The 19,134-nt window shown below is 66.4% G+C and carries 16 protein-coding genes; 3 read left to right on the top strand and 13 right to left on the bottom strand.

Annotated elements, in window-relative coordinates:
• Window positions 1–6 precede the first annotated feature (6 nt).
• Window positions 7–1,155, bottom strand: coding sequence for an efflux RND transporter periplasmic adaptor subunit (locus AAN986_RS00125; RefSeq protein WP_016454185.1), 1,149 nt, complete (start codon window positions 1,153–1,155; stop codon window positions 7–9).
• 816 nt (window positions 1,156–1,971) lie between these two features.
• Between AAN986_RS00125 and dinG the strand changes: the two genes are divergently transcribed.
• Complete coding sequence (gene dinG / locus AAN986_RS00130; RefSeq protein WP_082138049.1) at window positions 1,972–4,146, top strand: ATP-dependent DNA helicase DinG; 2,175 nt, start codon at window positions 1,972–1,974, stop codon at window positions 4,144–4,146.
• 1,523 nt (window positions 4,147–5,669) lie between these two features.
• On the opposite strand, the gene AAN986_RS00135 is transcribed toward dinG, so the two are convergent.
• Window positions 5,670–6,302 carry an acyloxyacyl hydrolase gene (locus AAN986_RS00135; protein ID WP_016452298.1) on the bottom strand — a complete coding sequence of 211 codons (633 nt, stop codon included), beginning with the start codon at window positions 6,300–6,302 and terminating at the stop codon, window positions 5,670–5,672.
• Window positions 6,303–6,478: 176 nt separating this feature from the next.
• Complete coding sequence (locus tag AAN986_RS00140; protein WP_047217526.1) at window positions 6,479–7,024, bottom strand: Spy/CpxP family protein refolding chaperone; 546 nt, start codon at window positions 7,022–7,024, stop codon at window positions 6,479–6,481.
• Between the two features lie 309 nt (window positions 7,025–7,333).
• Here AAN986_RS00140 and AAN986_RS00145 point away from each other — a divergent pair, with 309 nt between their 5' ends.
• Window positions 7,334–8,371: a recombination-associated protein RdgC gene (locus tag AAN986_RS00145; RefSeq protein WP_047217527.1), complete on the top strand. Its 1,038-nt coding sequence runs from the start codon at window positions 7,334–7,336 to the stop codon at window positions 8,369–8,371.
• A 64-nt stretch (window positions 8,372–8,435) separates the two neighbouring features.
• On the opposite strand, the gene AAN986_RS00150 is transcribed toward AAN986_RS00145, so the two are convergent.
• From AAN986_RS00150 to AAN986_RS00185, 8 genes are all read right to left on the bottom strand, one after another.
• Complete coding sequence (locus AAN986_RS00150) at window positions 8,436–9,623, bottom strand: acetyl-CoA C-acyltransferase family protein (RefSeq protein WP_047217528.1); 1,188 nt, start codon at window positions 9,621–9,623, stop codon at window positions 8,436–8,438.
• Window positions 9,624–9,722: 99 nt separating this feature from the next.
• Window positions 9,723–10,511, bottom strand: a complete 789-nt coding sequence (locus AAN986_RS00155) for an enoyl-CoA hydratase-related protein (RefSeq protein WP_047217529.1) — start codon at window positions 10,509–10,511, stop codon at window positions 9,723–9,725.
• Window positions 10,512–10,518: 7 nt separating this feature from the next.
• Window positions 10,519–12,354, bottom strand: coding sequence for an AMP-binding protein (locus tag AAN986_RS00160; protein ID WP_047217530.1), 1,836 nt, complete (start codon window positions 12,352–12,354; stop codon window positions 10,519–10,521).
• Between the two features lie 145 nt (window positions 12,355–12,499).
• Complete coding sequence (locus tag AAN986_RS00165) at window positions 12,500–13,318, bottom strand: ABC transporter ATP-binding protein (protein WP_016447277.1); 819 nt, start codon at window positions 13,316–13,318, stop codon at window positions 12,500–12,502.
• A gap of 25 nt (window positions 13,319–13,343) precedes the next feature.
• Window positions 13,344–14,525: an ABC transporter substrate-binding protein gene (locus tag AAN986_RS00170; protein ID WP_047217531.1), complete on the bottom strand. Its 1,182-nt coding sequence runs from the start codon at window positions 14,523–14,525 to the stop codon at window positions 13,344–13,346.
• 37 nt (window positions 14,526–14,562) lie between these two features.
• Window positions 14,563–15,600, bottom strand: coding sequence for a branched-chain amino acid ABC transporter permease (locus AAN986_RS00175; RefSeq protein WP_047217532.1), 1,038 nt, complete (start codon window positions 15,598–15,600; stop codon window positions 14,563–14,565).
• Window positions 15,601–15,622: 22 nt separating this feature from the next.
• On the bottom strand, window positions 15,623–16,504 hold the full coding sequence (locus AAN986_RS00180; RefSeq protein WP_016447280.1) for a branched-chain amino acid ABC transporter permease: 882 nt from the start codon (window positions 16,502–16,504) through the stop codon (window positions 15,623–15,625).
• Window positions 16,501–17,385 carry an ABC transporter ATP-binding protein gene (locus AAN986_RS00185; RefSeq protein WP_047217533.1) on the bottom strand — a complete coding sequence of 295 codons (885 nt, stop codon included), beginning with the start codon at window positions 17,383–17,385 and terminating at the stop codon, window positions 16,501–16,503. Before AAN986_RS00185 ends, AAN986_RS00180 begins: the two co-directional genes overlap by 4 nt.
• Window positions 17,386–17,515: 130 nt before the next feature.
• Here AAN986_RS00185 and AAN986_RS00190 point away from each other — a divergent pair, with 130 nt between their 5' ends.
• A complete protein-coding gene (locus tag AAN986_RS00190; RefSeq protein ID WP_047217534.1) occupies window positions 17,516–18,286 on the top strand; it encodes a TetR/AcrR family transcriptional regulator in 771 nt (256 codons plus the stop codon).
• A 26-nt stretch (window positions 18,287–18,312) separates the two neighbouring features.
• Here the strand turns inward: AAN986_RS00190 and cueR are convergent, their stop codons facing one another.
• Window positions 18,313–18,747 (bottom strand): Cu(I)-responsive transcriptional regulator, encoded by a 435-nt coding sequence (gene cueR / locus AAN986_RS00195; RefSeq protein ID WP_012201974.1) that lies wholly within the window; start codon window positions 18,745–18,747, stop codon window positions 18,313–18,315.
• Window positions 18,748–18,790: 43 nt separating this feature from the next.
• Window positions 18,791–18,985, bottom strand: a complete 195-nt coding sequence (locus AAN986_RS00200; RefSeq protein WP_012201975.1) for a heavy-metal-associated domain-containing protein — start codon at window positions 18,983–18,985, stop codon at window positions 18,791–18,793.
• Window positions 18,986–19,134 lie beyond the last annotated feature (149 nt).

Raw genomic sequence — 19,134 nt, forward strand, 5'->3', positions numbered from 1 at the left:
CCGCGATCAGAGCAGCTGGCTGGCTGCGCCGTCGAGCAGCAGGCCACCGCGCACGACGATCTTCTCACCCGACTTCAGGCCCGACACCACGGGCACCATGCCGCGCGAGGGCCGGCCCAGCACCACGGTGCGGGCCTCGAACTGCAGCTCGCCGGTCTGCACGAAGACGATGCTGCGGCTTTCATCCTTGATGAGCACGGCCGTCACGGGGATCAGCATCTCGTGCTCGTTGGAGACCTGCAGGCCCACGCGCGCCTGCATGCCGGAACGCAGCACGGGGTTTTGCGCATCGAGCTGCACGATGACGGAGGCGCGGCGCGATTCCTTGTCCAGCGTGGCGCCCAGGTGGCGCACCGTGCCGGTCAGGGGCTTGGGCAGCTGCGGCACATCGACCTGCACGGCACTGCCCAGGCGGATGCCGGGCAGATCGCTTTCGAAGACATCGGCCACCACGTTCATGGCGGCGGGATCGCCGATCAGGAACAGCTCGCCGCTGGGCTCGACCGAGGCGCCGACCACGGCCTTGCGCTCGGCCACCACGCCGGCGCGCGGCGCACGCAGCACCAGCCGGTCGCCGCCGCCTTGCCCCAGCAGCGCCGACGTGCCCTGGGCACGCGCCAGCTCCTGGGCCGACTCGCGCAGCTTTGCCTGGGCCGCGCGCAGATCCACCTCCACGCCCACGCCCTTGTCCACCATGGTCTGCTGGCGCCGCACTTCCACGGTGGCCACGTCATGCGCGCTGCGGGCAGCTTCCACTTCGTAGCGCACGCGCAGCGCCTCGGGGCTGACCAGGGTGGCCAGCTCGTCGCCGGCCTTGACGATGTCGCCCACGTGGGCACGCACGGACACCACGCGCGCGGCCAGCGGCACCGAGACGGTGGCCACGCGGTCCTCGGCAAAGGTCACGCGCGCCGGCGCCCAGGCCATCTGCGTGCCCTGCGGATCGGCCACCGCGGCGATGTCCAGCATCTTCAGCGACTCGGGCTTGACCCGCACCACGCCGGCGGGCGCGGGTGCCTGCGCGGCAGGCTCGTTCTGTGCCGATGCCTTGGATGCATCGCAGCCCGCCACAAGGCAGGCCACGGCGATGACGGCGCATGCCGAGGCCGCCGGAAACCGGGCTGCCGTGGGCAGGCCCGCAAGTGTCTTGATCATTCTTGCCCCTTCAATCCATGCCTGGAGCGCAGGGACTGCAGCGAGCCGCCCCTTGTCTCCTGAGATGAAACAGATGCTAGAAAACGCATCTTCCGGCGTGCGTGAAGCCTTCATTACCGTTTGGTAAGGCACTCGCATGCCCTGGGCTTGCCCCCGGGACCTGTCCCCGGCGGGGATGGTCTGTGCCTTTGCCGGACTTTTGCGAGATCCGGCGCGGTCCGCGGCGCACAGCCTGCGCGGTCCCGGACCTGCCGCCTGGCGTGGGACCCAGGCCAGGCCGCAGCGGCGGCAGACCTGTGGATATCCCGGGGAAAAATGTGCCCTGCAAAGCCAGAGATCTGCACAGGCCCTGTTTTCCACAGTGGTGACAACTTCCATCACCTTCTGCAAATTGCAGCAAACCTTAATCCGCGAAAAATTCGTTGCAAATCAACGATGAATCGCGACAATCACTCCATCAATCCACAGGCATGCCAACAGCATGCACACAAGATTGACCACAGGCCGCACACCCTGGCAGCTGTGGGCAAGACTGTGGATGCAGCCACGCGCACAGCCATCAACGGCCATGGGAACAATCCAGGAACAGCCGGTGGACAGATGTCCATCCCGGCCACCGATACCCACCTGTACGCACATGCGATTGGCGGGTGCAGTGATCCATATGACGTGCAGCTTGTAGGCTGTACGGCATACGAAAAACGCGCTTTGTGCGCTGTATTCCATAAGATTTCGCATCTTATTTAATACATATCACTGTACGAATCCTTATAAACAGACGGACCAAAGTGATCCATCTGGTCGAAATACGCCGAAATGCATGAAAAAAAATGGGCTGACCAAGCCCTGAAATCCTTCGATGACGTGGTCGGAGCCATCCCGGGGTTCCGAAATCGTGAGGGGCAGCGAAAAATGGCGGCCCAGGTCGCGCAGACCTTGAGCCAGGCCCAGCTGGGAAAAATCGATGAGGGCGCGCCGGAGCCCACCCGGTCCATTGCCGTGGTGCAGGCCGGAACGGGGGTGGGCAAATCGCTGGCGTACAGCATTCCCGCCATTTCGATGGCGCTGGCGCGCGGCACCCGGGTGCTGATTTCCACGGCCACCGTGGCGCTGCAGGAACAGCTGGTGAACAAGGATCTGCCCGCGCTGGCCCAGCAGCTGGAGCAGCCTTTCAAGTTCGCGCTGGCCAAGGGCCGGGGCCGCTTTGTCTGCAAACTGAAGCTGGAGCGGCTGGCCAGCACTGGCGAGGCCCAGGACGAGGATCTGGACGATCTGTTCGCCGAGGAAAAGGCCCAGGCCCAAAGCCGCGTGGCACGCCCGGCCCTGGAGCTGGAGGCGCGCATGCAGTTCTACAAAAGCATGGCCAACGCGCTGGCCAGCCAGGCCTGGGACGGCGACCGCGACTCGCTGGAAACCCCGCCCGAGGCCGAGGCCTGGAGCCCCGTGGCGGCCGAATCCTCGTCCTGCACGGGCAAGCACTGCCCGGCCTTCAGCAACTGCGTCTACTACGAGCGCCGCAAGGACCTGGTGGCCGCCCAAGTCATCGTGGCCAACCACGATCTGCTGCTGTCCTCCCTGGGCGCGCGGCTGCTGCCCGAGCTGGACAACTGCCTTCTGGTGCTGGACGAAGCCCACCATCTGCCCGCCACGGCGCTGGGCCAGTTCGCCGGCGAGATGGACCTGAGCCGCCTGGGCTGGATAGACAAGCTGACCAGCCGCGCCCTGCGCGTGAATACCCTGGTCGAAGTGGAGGAACTGGCCGACCTGCCCAGCCATGCCAGCCAGCTGCGCCAGCAGCTGCAGGAATTGGCGCGCCTGGTGATGGAGCTGTACGGCGATACGCTCAAGTCACAAAAGGACAGCTGGGGGCCGGCGCGGGTGCGCGCACCGCGCGGCATGTTGCCCGAGCCCCTGCTGGAGCCGCTGGGCAGGGCGGCCCACCATGCCAACAGCTTTCTGGACGCGCTGCGCGCCATCTCCAAGGCGCTGCGCGCCGCCATCAAGGACAATCCAGAGGAAGCACGCAGGCTGTCTACAGCTTATGCACAGGTTGGCGCACTGGCACCCCGCCTGGAATCCGTCTATGACACGGCCCAGTTGCTGATGCAGCAGCCGGTGCAGGATGACGACAGTAGCCGCGTACCCAATGCCAAATGGTTCACGTTGGAGACAGATGGCGAGTACATCGTGGTCAAGGCCCATGCCAGCCCCATCCTGCCCGGCGCCACGCTGCGCCATCACCTGTGGTCCCAGGTGCGCGGCGCGGTGCTCACGTCGGCCACCTTGACCAGCTGTGGACAATTCGACTTCTTCCTGCGCGAGGCCGGCCTGCACGACGATGCGGCCGTGACCACGCTGGAAGTGCCCAGCCCCTTCGACTACGCGCGCCAGGGCACCCTGGTGGCGCGCGAAACCGTGGCCGATCCCAAGGAGGCCGCCCGCTTCACCCAGGAGATGGTGGACGCCCTGCTGGGCGACCTGTCCCGTGTGCAGGCCGGCGCCCTGGTGCTGTTCACCTCGCGCGAGCAGATGCGCCTGGCGGTGGATGCGCTGTCCACGGCCATGCGCTCGCAGGTGCTGGTGCAGACGGCCATGCCCCGCGCCCTGCTGCTGGCACGCCACCGCGATGCCGTGGAGATGGGCGAGCCCTCCATCATCTTCGGCATGCAGTCCTTCGGGGAGGGACTGGACCTGCCCGGCGCACTGTGCGAGTCCCTGTTCATCACCAAGCTGCCCTTTGCCCCGCCCGACGACCCCGTGGGCGAGGCCCGCGCCGAATGGCTGCGCAGCAGCGGCCGCAACCCCTTCAACGAACTCGTGGTGCCGGCCACGGCGATCCGCCTGGCCCAGTGGGTGGGCCGCGCCATACGCACCGAGGAAGACCAGGCCCATGTGTATTGCTATGACCGGCGCCTGGTGAACACCAGCTATGGCCAGCAGCTGCTCAAGGGCCTGCCGCCCTTTGCCTTGCAGCGCCGCCCGGCACGCTGAGACGAAAGCTGTGGAAAGAACGGGGAAACCAGCCCCTCTCCGTTTCCTCCACCTCGCTCCATCCACATAAGCCCTTGATTTCAGGCAATTTTCCTGAAAACCATCCTCCCGATTGCCCACAGGCCATTTGCACACAGCCTGTGGGCAACTTCACTCCACGGGATCCGTTCATGCATGCGGCGCCCGGCAACAGGTTCAAAGGACCTGCGCGACCTCGCAGGCCACACCTGCCGACCACCCCCGGAGATCACGGCCCACAGGCCATCAGGCGGCCCCAGGAAGCGCTTTGGCGCCCCTGCAGGGGTCCTGGCATCTGCCTGGTGTTTGCGCTGTCTGCGGGCCGTTGGAGAGACGGCCTGATTCCCATCCTTTCTCCCTGCAGTGCTGCAGCCATCACTTTTCGTGATTGCCCTTGCCAGTGCTGGATCAGCTGCTCCTGATTCGGATGCACAGGCCGCTTGCAGGGCCCAGATCAAGGATTGAATTTTTTTGAATGAACAACGGCGGCCTCTGGCGTGTCCGCATGTGCCCGTGCGAGAGACGCCGTTTCCTCGAAGTTTTCCCTGGTTGTTCACAGCCTGGCGTGAAAAAGGCCGTCGTTCACCTGCATGCCAACCGGGTGACGGGTGACGTCTTGTCTTCATGAGCAAGGCCATCGCCCAGGAGTCTTGCGGATTTTTTGCAGACAGGCGCGCCAATTTCGCTGGAGCGCAGTCCTTCTTTGCACTTGCCTGGCTCCAGCCAAGCTCACGCGTCTGTTTTTTTGGCAAACCTGGCTGCCTTGGCTTCCCGGCGTGACTTCGCCTTTGGTTGTTCTTTGATCTTCTTATAAAGAATAGTCGTAGTAGTAGAGGCATGATATCTCTGTGGATAACTGCCATTACCTTAAAAAAAACAAGGATCTAGCGTACTGAAAAACATGTGGTCAACGCCCTGTTCCTGGTGTCTTGCCAACGGGGATAGATTGCATGTCACGGATTTTTCTGTGGATAACTTGAAAGTTGATCATCTTCTATCCACAGTTTTACATGACAGGCTTTTTTTGTGATGTTTTCTCGTAAGTTATTGATTTAAAAGAAATTTAAGCGTTTACCACTCAGAAGGCAGACCTGTGATGCATGGATGAACACAGGGTCTGACCATGCTGTGATCTGTTGACAAGCAGCTTTTCCTGGGTAAGGGGGCTGCTTTTTTTATCCAGATCGGCGTTCGTGCTGTGAAAAACCGAGCTCGGCTGTTATTCCTATTTCTTCTATTTTTTAATTAGTAGTAGTAGTAAGTGAAGCGCTTAATTGTTGATAACTGATTTTTCACATTGAAAATCAATAAGTTATGAGTATGCAAACCCTGTGGTGGATGCTGCCTTGCAGCTGCACCCGTTTTGGGAACAACTTTCCGAGATGCATCCATCCTGTGAATAAGCATGGATTTACAAGGTTTTTATACCCAGGTTTTTCCACAGGCCTGCAGCGGGCAAAAAAAAGACCACCTCGCGGGTGGTCGGGGCTGGGCTGCAGCGATGGTCAGAAATGGTGGGCGTAGCGCAGCTGCAGGAAGTTTTCGCCGGGGTTGGGCTTCTTGATGCCAGCGTTGGAATGGTGCTCCAGCCTCAGCACCAGTTCATGCTGGCCTTGGTTGCCAAACAGGTAGCCCACGCCGATATGGGTGGCGAAGTTGTAGCGGGTCGGGAATTCCTTCTCGTCCGTGACGTAGCGCCGGTTCAGTGCCCAGCTCAGACCCACGCCGGTTTCTGCAAACCAGGGTGACTGTCCGTTGCTGCCACGCCAGCGCAGCGTGGGATTGATGCCCACCACCCAGGTGCTGCGGTGGCTGCCTTCCAGGGGGGCGGACCATCGCGCGCCCCAGATATCCCAGTAGCCGCTGAGCTGGCCGCCCCACAGCGCATGGCGCCAGTTGCGCCAGGGCACGGTAACGCCCAGGGTCCAGCTGTCGGCGCTGCGCTCGGCCGCGCCATATTGCAGGTACAGGGAAGGGGTGGATTCCGGCGCCAAGGATTGCGCCTGGGTCGCCATCGGCAGGACAGCGCCTGCGCAGGCCAGCATCACGGTCGCTACCAGGCGTGCTGGCGGATGGATGCGTGCCTTGGCGAGGCGCTGGTAGCTGGATGGCGTCGTTTGAATGATTTTGAGGGCCATGATCTTCTCCGGGGGCGGCACACGTTGCTGTGCCTGTAACACTCTAGGGAGGCTGGTGAAGACCAGGGCGTCAGCAAAAAAGCCCTTGCACTGTCGGTCGCCCGACAAGGCGTCCGTGCAAGGGCTGGCTCAAGCAATCCGGCTGCCCGCCGGTGGCAGGCAGGCCAGGCTGGCGCTTACTGGGCAGGTGCCGGGGCAGGGCGGGCCTGGCCGCTCTTGTGGTCATAGCGCGGGCCGTGGCCCATGCCGTGGTGGCCAGGGTGTCCCTTGTGCAGCGTGGCGGCATCGAAGGTCTTTTGCTGGTTGGCGTCCAGCTGGGCGTAGAAGGCCTTGGTGGCTTCGCCGCGGCGATCGGCATCGGCCGCGCGCTGGGCGCGCATTTCACGCATCTTGTCGATGCGCTGGGGCGTGGTCAGCTTGGCGAAGTCCTCGCGCTCCATGCGCTGGGGACGCTCGCCGGGCTTGAAGGTGGCCGCATAGGTGTTCCATGCGGTCTCCTGGGCCGGCGTGAGCTTGAGGTCGGCCTTGAGCTTTGCGATGCGCTGCTGCATGTGCTCGCGGCGCTCGCCGGGCTTGTGCATTGGACGTTCGGGCTTGGGCGTGGTGGCTGCAGCCGGTGCTGCCGGCGCGGCGGTCTGGGCGTACGAGGGCAGGGCGAACGATGCCAGCAAGGCGGTGGCAGCTGCGGCGCTGGCGAGGGTGCGGCGGAAGGTGGTGGTCATTCCAAAATCCTTTCTGGAGAGGGTGACTGAAGGCCGCCGTCAAGGCACTTGGCGGGCCCTGTGCAGCGGATGGTTGAAGTGTGGTCGTCCGATGTATCGGGGCCGTGAGGTTTTGCGCAGGGCTTGTAAAGAATTGACAAGCTTGTGCAGCGCTGTCCGGTGCCAGGCATGCACAATGGCCGGGCGGGGCGCCAAGGCATGGCGCCCCTGCTGTTTTTTCTGTTTTCTCCCTCTGGATGGAGGCGGCGCAGCCCGGTGTTGCACACCCTCTTGCGGCACGGCCGCAGTCCGTCCGAGCAAAGGTTCGCTATGTTCAAAAACATGATCGTCTATCGCATTGCCGAGAGCTGGCAGGGCGATTTGCAGCAGCTTGAAGAAGCCCTGGGCAAGAGCCCGTTTGCCGAGTGCGGCGCCACGCAGGAGCGCAGCGCCGGCTGGGTGCCGCCGCGCGGCGAGCCCCATGGCCCGCTGGCCGAGTCCGTGGCCAATCAGTGGGTGATGCGCTTCATGACCGAGGCCAAGATGCTGCCGGCCAGCGTGCTCAACCGCCGCGTCAACGAAAAGGCTGCCCACATCGAGGCCACCGAAGGCCGCAAGCCCGGCAAGAAGGAAAAGAAGGATCTCAAGGACGAGGCCAAGCTGGACCTGCTGCCCATGGCCTTCACCAAGCAGGGCTCCATGTGGGTCTGGCTGGACCCGCAGGCCCGCACCCTGGTGCTGGACACCGGCAGCCAGGCGCGCGCCGACGAGGTGGTCAGCTCGCTGGTGGAGGGCCTCACTGGCTTTGCGCTGGCCCTGGTCGATACGCAGACCAGCGCACAGGCCGCCATGGCGCACTGGCTGACCACGCAGGAAAGCCCGGCCGGCTTCTCGATTGACCGTGAATGCGAGCTCAAGGCCGCCGACGAATCCAAAGCCGTGGTGCGCTATGCGCGCCATCCGCTGGACATCGACGAGGTGCGCCAGCACATCGAGCACGGCAAGCTGCCCACGCGCCTGGCGCTGACCTGGGATGACCGCGTGAGCTTCGTGCTGACCGAGGGTCTGCAGATCCGCAAGATCGCGCTGCTCGATGCCGTGATGGAAGGCCAGTCGCAGGACGACGGCGGCTTCGATGCCGATGTGGCGATTGCCACGGGCGAGCTGTCCCGGCTCATCCCCGATCTGATCGAGGCGCTGGGCGGGGAAGGGCGCACGGGCCTGGGCCAGGATCTGCCGGCATCGCTGCAGACGCCTGCTGCCCACGCTCCCGCGACGGCACCGCGCGCAGCGGCATCGGGCCGTGGAGCGCTGACGGGGCCGGCCACGGCACCCGTGGACACGGCGCCTGAAGAAGCGCCGTTCTGAGCCAGCAGCAAGGCACCCGGGCCGGCAATGTTTCATGTGAAACATCGCCACGCCCCCAGGGCGCTCAGACCCTTTCGAAGATGGCTGCGATGCCCTGGCCGCCGCCTATGCACATGGTCACCAGCGCATAGCGGCCGCCCGTGCGCTGCAGTTCGGCGATGGCCTTGGTGGTGATGATGGCGCCCGTGGCGCCGACCGGGTGGCCCAGCGAGATGCCCGAGCCGTTGGGATTGACCTTGGCCGGGTCCAGCGCCAGTTGCTGGATCACGGCGCAGGCCTGGGCCGCAAAGGCCTCGTTGGCCTCGATGACGTCCATGTCTGCAATCTTCAGGCCCGTGCGCTGCAGCACCTTCTGCGTAGCCGGCACGGGGCCTATGCCCATGTAGGCGGGGTCCACGCCGGCATGGGCGTAGCCCACCAGGCGCGCCAGCGGCTTCAGTCCCAGGGCAGCCACGCGATCGCCTGCGGCCAGTGCCACGGCGGCGGCACCGTCGTTGATGCCCGAGGCATTGCCGGCCGTCACGGTGCCGCCTTCCTTGCGGAAGGCCGGCTTCATGGCGCTGAGCACTTCGATGGTGGTGGCCGCGCGCACATGCTCGTCGGTGTCGAAGACCACGACGCCCTTGCGCGTGGCGATTTCCACGGGAACGATCTGCTCCTTGAAGTGGCCGGCCGCGATGGCAGCGGCCGCGCGCTGGTGGCTGGCCGCTGCCAGTTCATCCTGCATTTCGCGGCTGATGTGGTAGCGCTCGGCCACGTTCTCGGCCGTGATGCCCATGTGCATCTTCTGCCAGGGATCGTGCAGGATGCCCAGCATGTAGTCGATGCTCTTGGCGTCGCCCATGCGCGCGCCCCAGCGCGCGGCCTGGTCGAAGTAGGGGCCGCGGCTCATGGACTCGCTGCCGCCGCCGATGGCCACGTCGCAATCGCCCAGCGCAATGGCCTGGGCGGCAGAGACGATGGCCTGCAGGCCGGAGCCGCACAGCCGGTTGACGTTGAAGGCCGGCGTCTCGATGGGGCAGCCCGCATCGATGGCGGCCACGCGCGAGAGGTAGGCGTCCTTGGTATCGGTGGGGATCACATTGCCCATGACCACGTGGCCGACGGCGTCGGGCGCCAGGCCCGCGCGCTCGATGGCGGCCTTGACGGCCGTGGTGGCCAGCTGGGTGTTGGGTACGTCCTTGAGGCTGCCGCCGAAGGTGCCGATGGCGGTGCGCGCAGTGCCGACGACGAAGACGTCGCGTGGGGTCATGGTGAAGCTCCTCGAAGCGATGAACACGGGGGATGGAGTGCATTGTGCCGGGCAGGCGGCAGGCAGCGCAGCCGCCTCGGCGTCAGTTCCGGGCGCAGGTCAACGTCCCTCGAATTGCGGCGCCTGCCTGGCGTGGAACGCCGCAATGCCGCGCGGCAGGTCGGCCGTGCGGGCACAGGCGTCGAAGGCGCAGGCCTCGGCGGCCAGCTGGTCGCGCAGGCTGCGGTCCAGACCGGCGCGCATGAGGCGGCGCATATGGCCCAGCGCCACCGTGGGGCCGGCGGCCAGGCGCTGGGCCAGCTGCTGCACGGCGGCGTCGAGTTCGGCGGGCGGCAGGACGCGGTTGATGAGGCTCAGGCGCTGCGCTTGGGCGCAGTCCAGGGTCTCGCCCAGCATGGCGATCTCCAGCGCGTTGCGCAGGCCCACGATGCGCGGCAGCGCCCAGGAGGCGCCCACGTCGCAGCTGGCGCCCAGGTTGATGTAGGCCAGGTTGAAGCGCGTGCCCTCGGCCGCGTAGACGAAGTCGGCCTGCAGCATCAGCGACAGGCCTGCGCCTGCCGCCGCGCCATGCACCTTGGCGATGACGGGCGCATCGAGCTGGCCCAGCAGCGCCACGGCCTCGTTGAGCGGGCCCAGCAGTTCGGCGGCGCCGCGCACGGGGTCGGCGGCCAGCGTGTCCAGGTCACCGCCCGCCATGAAGGCGCGGCCCGCGCCTTCCAGCACCACGCAGCGCAGCGCGCGGTCCTGGGCCAGGGCGCGCACGGCGTCGCGCAGCGCCAGTGCCATGGGCACGTCGATGGCATTGAGGGCGGCGGGGCGGTGGAAGGTCAGCGTGGCGATGGCGCCTTCGCGCTGCAGCCGCAGCGGGGTGTCTTGCGTATCGGTCATGGGAGGCTCAGTGGTACAGGGCGTCGATTTCGGCGGCGTAGGTCTTGTAGATGGAAGAACGGCGCACCTTCATCGTGGCCGTGACTTCGCCGTCGTCGTGGTCCAGCTCCTTGGTCAGCAGATGGAAGCGCCGCACATGCGAGACCTGGGCCAGGCGCGCATTGCCCTGCGCGATCTCGGCCTCGATGAGCGCGCGCACCTCGGGCATCTCGGCCAGGGAGCGGAAATGCGTGAAGGCAATGCGCCGCGCCTGGGCCCATTGGCCCACGGTCTCGTAGTCGATCTGAACCAGCGCGCCCACGAACTTGCGGCCCTCGGCCACGACGATGCACTCCTTGATGAAGGGGCTGGCCTTCATGGTGTTCTCGATCTCCGAGGGCGTGAGGTTCTTGCCGCCGGCGGTGATCATGATGTCCTTGAGGCGGTCCACGATGCGCAGCTGGCCGCCCTGCACGCGCACCACGTCGCCCGTGTGCAGCCAGCCGTCCTGGATGCTTTGCGCCGTGGCCTCGGGGTTCTTGTAGTAGCCCGCGAAGACCATGTCGCCCTTGATCTGCAGTTCGCCGCTGTCGTCACCCTCGTGGCCCGCGCTGCTGCCGAGGCTGGCAATGCGCCACTGCACGCCTTCGGTGGCCACGCCCACGGTGCCCACAGACACGTCGTCCAGCCGGTGGCCCGTGACCATGCCCGTGGATTCGGTCAGGCCGTAGACCTCGATCAGCGGCACGCCCAGCGTGCGGAAAAAGCGCACCACATCGGGCGGTATGGGCGCGGCGCCGGTGAGCGCCACGCGCGCCTCGCGCAGGCCGATGAAGTTCTGCAGCGCGCGCAGCACGCTCCAGTAGCTGGCCGCCCAGGCCAGGCGCTCGGCCAGGCTCCACTGCCTGCGGGGCTTTTCGGCCAGCGGCGCGCAGGCCGCCATGGCGCGCCGGTAGAGCGCGCGGCGCAGCGGCCCGGTCTCCTGCATCTTGATGCTGATGGCCGCATGCAGCTTTTCCCAGATGCGCGGCACGCCCAGGAACATGTTCGGCGCCACTTCGCGCAGGTCTTCCTGCACCGTGCGGATGGACTCGCCGAAGTGCACCTGCGAGCCCAGGTAGACGGGCACGAAGCTGGTCAGCATCTGCTCGGCCACGTGGCACAGCGGCAGGTAGGACAGGTGGCGCGTGCCGCCATCCAGCCCCAGCCGCTCGGCAATGCCGGGCACCACGCCGCGGATGTTGCGGTAGGTGATCATGGCGCCCTTGGGCTTGCCGGTGGAGCCCGAGGTGTAGATCATCAGCCCCACGTCATCCAGCGTCTGGCGTGCCAGCGCCTGTTCGATGGGGGCGCGGCTGGCGGCCTGGGCGCCCAGGCGCTCGACCTCGTCGAAGGTGGTGATCAGGGCGCGCAGCTCGGGCGCAAGGCTGCGCAGGCCCTTGGTCTCCATGACGATGATTTTCTGCAGCTGCGGCAGCTCGGGCAGGGCGGCCAGCAGCTTGTCGGTCTGCTCCTGGTCCTCGCACACCATGATGGCGATGTCCGCGTGTCCGGCCACGTAGGCGACCTCGGGCGTGGGACTGGTGGGGTAGACGCCCACGGTGATGGCGCCGATCAGGCCCGCGCCCATCTGGGCCAGCACCCACTCGATGCGGTTCTCGGAGATCACGCCCATGTGGCCGCCTGGCGGCAGGCCCAGCTGCGCCAGGCCCAGCCCGAAGTGGCTGGCACGCTCGTGGTAGCGCGCCCAGCTGGTGGGCTTCCAGATGCCGAAGTCTTTTTGCCGTATGGCCACGCGCTGGGCATCGCTGCGTGCGCGTTCGGCCAGCATCTGGGGCAGGGTGAGTTCGGGAAGGTTCTTCATATCAATGACCCATCGCGCTGCCTGTGACACTGGCGTGCCCCCACACGGGAGCACCGAGGAAGGGCCGCCCCGCACCGAGGGTGCTGTCCCCCTCCCTCGCGAAGCGGGAGAGAGGGGGAAGGCGCGAAGCGACTCAGGGGGTGCTTCATGACAACCAGCGCTTGCGGCGCTTGTAGTGCTTCAGGTCGCGAAAACTTTTTGCCTCGCCGCCACCACCCATGCCCAGGTAGAACTCGCGCACGTCGGCATCCTGGGCCAGGCGTTCGGCCGGGCCGTCGATGACGATCTTGCCGTTCTCCATGATGTAGCCGCTGTGCGCCACGGCCAGGGCCACGGTGGCGTTCTGCTCGACCAGCAGCATGGAGGTGCCGCGCTCGGCATTGATGCGCGCGATGATGGTGAAGATGTCCTCCACCAGCTTGGGCGCCAGGCCCAGCGAGGGCTCGTCCAGCAGCATGAGCTGGGGCTCGGCGATCAGCGCGCGGCCAATGGCCAGCATCTGCTGCTCGCCGCCCGACAGGTAGCCGGCCAGGCCTTTGCGTCGCTCATGCAGGCGCGGGAAGTAGCTGTAGACCAGGTCGAAGTCGGGCTTGACTTGATGGCGGCCCGTGAGCGCGTAGGTTGCGGCCACGAGGTTTTCCTCCACCGTGAGGTCCTCGAACACGCGCCGGCCCTCCATCACATGCGACAGCCCCAGGCGCACCAGCTGCTGGGGCGCGTACTGCGCGGTGGACTGGCCGTTGTAGCGCACGCTGCCGCTGGCCAGCAGGCCGTCCTCCAGCGCCAGCAGTCCGGAGACGGCCTTGAGCGTGGTGCTCTTGCCCGCGCCGTTGCTGCCCAGCAGCGCCACGATCTGGCCGCGCGGCACGGCCAGCGACAGGCCGCGCAGGGCCTGCACGACCTTGTTGTAGATGACCTCGATGTTGTTGATTTCGAGGACCTTGTCCGTGGGCTGCTCGGTCATGTGCGGGCGTCTGTTCGGACGACGGTCAAAGTGCGATCCAGTCGGACGCAGGCAGCATCTTCTGCGCCTTCATGTCCGCCTTGTAGACGCGGCCCACGGGAATCGAATTGCCCTTGATGGTGATGGGCACGCCGATCAGTCCGCCCGTGTCGAAGTCCTTGATGGAGTTGAGCGCTGCCTTGAGGTTGGGGCCGGTGAGCGGCTTGCCCGCGTCCAGGCAGCGCCTGGCCGATTCCACGAACAGCATGGCCGCCAGAAAGCCCTGGATATAGGCCGTGCTCTGGTACTCGGGGCGCAGCGCGCGGATCTTGTCCAGCATGGGCGCCTTGGCCGAGGTGTCGTAGTAGTAGCGGTAGGGCATGACGCCCATGAAGCCGTCGCCGGCCTCGCCCATCTTCATGACGGTGGAGCTGTCCATGGTCCAGAAGGTGCCCATCCATCGGCTGGTCATGCCCATCTGCTTGCCCTGCTGGATGAACTCGGGAATGGGCGCGAGGATGTAGCCGTGGAAGATGGTGTAGTCGGGCGCGGCGCGGCGCAGCTTGATGACTTCGGTGGACACGTCCACGCTGCCGGGCGGCGTCATCAGCTTGGCCACCATGTTCAGGCCCAGCTTCTTGGCGGCCGCTTCGCTGGCCTCGATGGGGTCGCGGCCGAATTCGGAGTCGGAGTAGACGAAGGCCACCTTGGCGCCTGGTTTTTCCTTGGCGATGTGCTTGAGCAGGATGCCGAACATCTCCGTGTAGTCGGGCCCCACGAGGAACTGGTTCGGGTACTTGGCCGGGTTGTTGAGCTCGGTGGCGAAGGAGGCGCCCGCCATGAGGATGGCGCCGTTGCGGTCCAGCTCCGGATTGATGGTCTTGGAAAAGCCCGTGGAGTCGCCGTAGTAGAGGTTGACCTTGTTCTGGCTGGTGATCTTCTTGAACGCGGCCACCGAGACATCGACCTTGTAGCCCGTGTCCTCGGGCACGTAGCGGACCTTGCGGCCCTTGATGCCGCCGGCCTCGTTGACCATCTTCACGTAGTCGCCCATGCCGGCATTGATGCCCACGCCCGCGAAGGCGAACACGCCCGTCATGGGGATGGAGCCGCCGATCACGATGTCTTCGCCACCGGCCTGGGCGCGGGCGGCCAGCGGTGCGGCCAGGCTGGCGCCGGCCGCCAGCAGCAGGCTGCGGCGGCGCGAGGAGGTCGGGTGTTGCTGCATTGCTTGTCTCCTTTTGCTTGTCGTGCGCGGCGCCGCCTCAATTGCGGAAGGGCCACAGGTGGAAGAAGCGGCGCAGGCGCCGCCACATTTGTGCGAGCCCCTGCGGCTCGAAGACCAGAAAGACGATGATCAGCAGCCCGAACACCATGGTGCGCACGGGCGACAGGAAGACGGCCAGCTCCGAGCCGCCGGGCAGCAGGTCCACGATGAGCTTGAGCAGCTCCGGGACCATGGTCATGAAGACCGCGCCCAGGATGCCGCCCAGGATGGAGCCCATGCCGCCGACGATGATGGCCGCCAGAAAGAAGATGGACATCAAGAGGGGAAAGCTCTCGGGCGTGACCACGCGAAAGAAGTACGCCCACAGCCCGCCCGCCACGCCCGCGTAGAACGAGGACAGCCCGAACGACAGCAGCTTGTAGCGCAGCAGCGGTATGCCCAGCACCTCGGCCGAGATGTCGCGGTCGCGGATGGCGATGAAGGCGCGGCCTATGCGCGTGCGAAACAGGTTGGCCGCGCCCAGCAGCATCAGCAGCGTGACGGGCACGATCACCCAGTACAGCCGGAACGAGGTGTCCAGCGCCACGCCGAACACCGTGGCCGGCTGCAGCGTCAGGCCCGCCGTGCCGCCCGTGAGCCTGAGGTTGGCGAACAGGAAATGGGCGATGAACGAGGCCGCGATGGTGGCAATCGCCAGGTACAGGCCCTTGACGCGCAGCGAGGGCAGGCCCACCACGATGCCGCCCAGCATGGCCACCAAGCCGCCCGCCAGCAGGTTGAACAGCACGGGCGTGCCCCAGCGCGCCTGCACGATGGCCACCGTGTAGGCGCCCAGTCCCATGAAGGCGGCTTGGCCCAGGCTCACCAGACCCGTGTAGCCGGTGAGGATGTTCAGCCCGGTGGCGCCGGCCACGTTGATGCTGACCAGGCAGGCCAGGTACAGCCAGTAGTCGCTGGCCATGAAGGGAAACAGCAGCAGCAGCGCGCCGGCCATGGCCAGCCAGATGCGTTGCGTGCGGGAGTCGAACAGCGCCGCATCGGCGATGTAGCTTTCCTTGAGGGTGCCTATGCGCATGCTGCCGTCTTTCTGAAGCTGTCTAGAGCCGCTCGATCTCGTGCGTGCCGAACAGGCCGTAGGGCCTGAGCATGAGCACCACGACCAGCACGATGAAGGTGGCCAGCAGCTTGTACTCGCCGCCCAGGTAGGCGCCGGCCAGCGCCTCCACCAGGCCGATGAACAGGCCGCCGACCAGGGCGCCCAGCACGCTGTCCAGCCCGCCCACGATGACGACCACCAGCACCGACAGGCCGAACACGCCCATGCTCGACGAGATGCCGCCGATGGAGCCGACGATGATTCCCGAGACCGCCGCGATCATGGCCGACACCACCCAGGCCAGCGAGAACACGCGCGGCACGTTGATGCCCACCGAATAGGCCGCTGCCTGGTCGCTGGCCGTGGCGCGCAGGGCCACGCCGCCACGCCAGTAGCGGAACACCAGCAGCACGGCCGCGATGAAGACCACGGCCACGGCTGCGCCCCAGGCCACCTTGGGCGCGAGAAAGGCCTCGCCGATCATCACGGGCTGCGTGGGCATGAACTCGGGCAGGCGGCGCTGGTCGGCCGTCCAGATCAGCTCCACCAGGCCCACCAGCACCGAGGCCAGGCCCACGGTGACCATGAACACCGAGATCGGCGGCTCGCCCAGCAGCGGCCGGATCATCGTGCGCTCGATCAGCGCGCCCAGCAGCCCCGTGCCCAGCACGGCGGCGGGAATGGCCAGCCACAGCGGCAGCGCGAACATGGCCGCGAAGGTGAAGAACAGGTAGGCGCCCACCATCAGCAGCTCGCCGATGGCGATGTTGACCACGCGCGTGGCCTTGTAGACCACCACGAAGGCCAGCGCGGCCAGCGCATACAGGCCGCCGCCGGCCAGGCCCGTGAGGGCGATCTCGAACAGGTAGGCCCAGTCCATCATGCGGCCCTCTGTGCCATGGCGGGCAGGTGCTCGGTGGACGCTGGCCGTTCGGCTGCGCCGCGCAGCCGCTGGCGCAGCTCGCCCACGTCGCCCGCGCCCAGGTAGGCCCGGTTCACCTCGGGATCGGCCTGCACAAGGGCGGGCGTGCCCTGGGCGATGACCTGGCCGAAGTTGAGCACCACCACATGGTCGGACAGGTCCATGACCATGCCCATGTCGTGCTCCACCATGAGCACGGTCACGCCCCATTCGGCGCGCACGTCGAGGATGAAGCGCGCCATGTCCTCGGTCTCCTCGCGGTTCATGCCGGCCACGGGCTCGTCCAGCATCAGGATGCGCGGCTGCATGGCCAGGGCGCGCGCCATCTCCACGCGCTTTTGCAGGCCGTAGGACAGGGCGGCCACGGGCGCATGACGGATGTGGTCTATCTCCAGGAAATCGATGATGCGCTCCTCGATGTCGCGGCGCAGCTCGGCCTCTTCGCGGCGAGCGCGGCCCAGGTAGAGCAGGGCGTCGAGCACGTTGGTGCGCAGGTGGGCGTGGCGGCCCAGCTTGATGTTGTCCAGCACCGTCATGCCCCGGAACAGCGCAATGTTCTGGAAGCTGCGCCCCAGGCCCAGCCGCGCGCGGCGCGGCGCCGGCATGCGCGTGATGTCCTCGCCCTGGAAGCGGATGGAGCCGCCCGTGGGCCGGTAAAAGCCCGAGATGGTGTTGAACAGCGACGTCTTGCCCGCGCCGTTGGGACCGATCACCGCCGTGATCGAGCCGGGCTGCACATCGAAGCCCACGCCCGACAGCGCCTTCACGCCGCCAAAGGCGAGCGTGACGCCATCGACCTGCAGCAAGGGGGCGGGCGGGCCGCCGTCGGGGTGTGTCTCCATGGCTGTCTCGTGCGTTGGTTCGTCGAGCCGGGCAGGAGCCTACTGATGCGTAGGCTGTTTACTTTGGAGTAGATTCTGGTTGTCGCCCACCGCATGCAGCATCGGTGATTTCCCCGGTGCACCCGCCGCCATGAAGCCATCGAGCCCTGAAACCAAGACCCGACCCAGCCCCAGCCCCGGAACCCGCGCCGGCAAAGGCCGTGCAGCGGCCGTCGTGGACTCGCCCTGGAGCGGCACGCCCGACCGCGAGCAGCAGCGCGAGGCCAAGCGCCAGGCCGTGCTGCAGGCCGCCGCGCAACTGTTCAACGAGCGCGGCTTCTCCGCCACCTCGCTGGACGACATCGCCGCACGGCTGGGCGTGAGCAAGCCCACGCTGTACTACTACGTCAAGAACAAGGACGAGATCCTGCTGCAGTGCGTGAACCAGGGCCTGGCCATGACGCTGGAAGGCATCGAGGCCTCGCGCCGCGCAGGCGGCCAGGCCGTGGACCAGCTGCGCGCCTGCATGCAGGTCTATGCGCGCATCGTCACCATGGACTTCGGCATGTGCCTGATCCGCGTGGGCGACGAACAGGTCCCCCCAGACAGCCGCCGCGAACTGCGCCGCCAGAAGGCCGCCATAGACCAGGCCTTCCGCCGCCTGGTGGCCGCCGGCGTGCAGGAGGGCTCGCTGGCCCCCTGCGACCCCAAGATGACCGCCTTCGTGATTGCTGGCGCGCTCAGCTGGATAGGCCGCTGGTACCAGCCTGGCGGCCAGTACTCGGCCGAGGAAGTGGCGCAGCAGTGCATTGATACCTTGATGGGGGGCGTGTTGCGGCGGGCGGATGTTCTCGATACGCCCAAGTTATCCAAGCCACCCAAGGTGGGCAAGCCTGCAAAGCGTGCGAAGGCGGGCGGCTGAAGCGCCGTTCCCTGCCTTGAGACACGCTACGGCGCCGCACTCTCCTGCGCCGCCAGATCATCCAATATCGGGCAGTCCGGCCGGTCGTCGCCGTGGCAGCAGTGCACCAGGGTCTTGAGCGTGCGCTGCATGGCCTGCATGGCGGCGATGCGCTCGGTCAGTTCGTCGATGTGCCGCTGGGCGATGGCCTTGACCTGGCTGCTGGCGCGGCTCTTGTCCTGCCACAGGCCGAGCAGGGTGGCGATCTCGTCCATGGAAAAGCCGAGGTCGCGCCCCCGGCGGATGAAGCGCAGGGCGTGCACGTCGGCCTCGGCGTACTGGCGGTAGCCACCGTCCGTGCGGTGCATGGGCGGCAGCAGGCCCTGGGCTTCGTAGTGGCGCACCATGCGCGCCGAGACACCGGCGCGGCGCGCGGCCTCGCCGATGGAGACGGGCCAGTGCTGTGCGGGGTGGGCGGACATGGTGCGTGCCTTTCGGATGCCTTCGGTGTCTTTGAGGTGTCTCTCAGGCGACCTTGTAGCCTTCTTCGGCAATGGCGGCGCCCAGTGCCTCGCGGCTGGCGCTGCTGTCGACTTCCACGCGCTGGGCGGCGCGATCGATTTTTACCTGGGCCTGGTCATCCACGCCCTGCACGGCCTGGGTGACGGCGCGTTCGCAGTGGCCGCAGGTCATGCCCTGCACGGTGAAAACATGTTGCATCTCTCGCTCCTGGTTGGGGCGCGCCGAAGTGGCGCAAGCCATGGACGGCATGTTGAACCCTGACACCATGGCAAGGTCAAGCGCCTGGCTGGACAAGGGTTGATTTGGCCCAATTCGATGTGAGTCGGCCGGCTCAATGATCCGCTGCA

Origin of the sequence: Delftia sp. DS1230 (assembly GCF_040112715.1) — a bacterium.
GTDB lineage: Bacteria > Pseudomonadota > Gammaproteobacteria > Burkholderiales > Burkholderiaceae_C > Comamonas > Comamonas tsuruhatensis.